Source organism: Pseudomonas sp. EA_5y_Pfl2_R50 (assembly GCF_963970475.1).
In the GTDB taxonomy this organism is placed as follows: Bacteria; Pseudomonadota; Gammaproteobacteria; order Pseudomonadales; family Pseudomonadaceae; genus Aquipseudomonas.
In genome coordinates, this window is the sequence record NZ_CAXAPT010000092.1 from 1 (window position 1) to 560 (window position 560).

A 560-nucleotide genomic window follows, 5' to 3' on the forward strand; every position below is an offset into this window, starting at 1 on the left:
TGCGCGACCTGAAAGCCCAGGGCGCGATCATCAACTTTGAAGTGTTCGCCGACACCGAACTGAACACGGCCAGCCAGATCGCCGAGGGCAAGGTGTATTGGCGCATCCGTTTCACCGACGTGCCGCCGGCAGAGAACCCGAATTTCCTTTTCGAAGTCACCGATCAGTGGATGACCGAAGTGCTTGAAGCAGCCTAAGGGGGCGTAGCAAATGATTCCTCAGACTTTGTACAACACCAACCTGTTCGTCGACGGCGTGAACTTCTCCGGCGATGTGCCCAGCCTGACGCTGCCCAAGCTGACCACCAAGACCGACGAGTATCGAGGGGGCGGCATGGCCGGCCCCATCGAGATGGATCAAGGGCTTGAGAAAATGGAAGCGTCGTTTGTCACCAAGGGCGTGCGCCGCGAGTCGCTGAAGTACTTTGGCCTGGCTGACGGCACGGCGTTCAACGCCACGTTCCGAGGTGCCTTCAAGGGCCAAAAGGGCGCGGTGACAGCGGTCGTTGCCACTCTGCGCGGTCGCCTCAAAGAGGTCGATCTCGGTGACTGGAAAGCCGG

Annotated in this window: 2 protein-coding genes; both read left to right on the plus strand. The window is 60.0% G+C overall.

What is annotated here, in order from left to right:
* Positions 1–197: phage tail sheath C-terminal domain-containing protein (locus AACY19_RS26865; protein ID WP_339454521.1), on the plus strand; the 197-nt coding region annotated here is incomplete at its 5' end.
* A gap of 13 nt (positions 198–210) precedes the next feature.
* Positions 211–560 (plus strand): phage major tail tube protein (locus tag AACY19_RS26870; protein ID WP_339454522.1); only part of this gene is annotated, 350 nt, incomplete at its 3' end.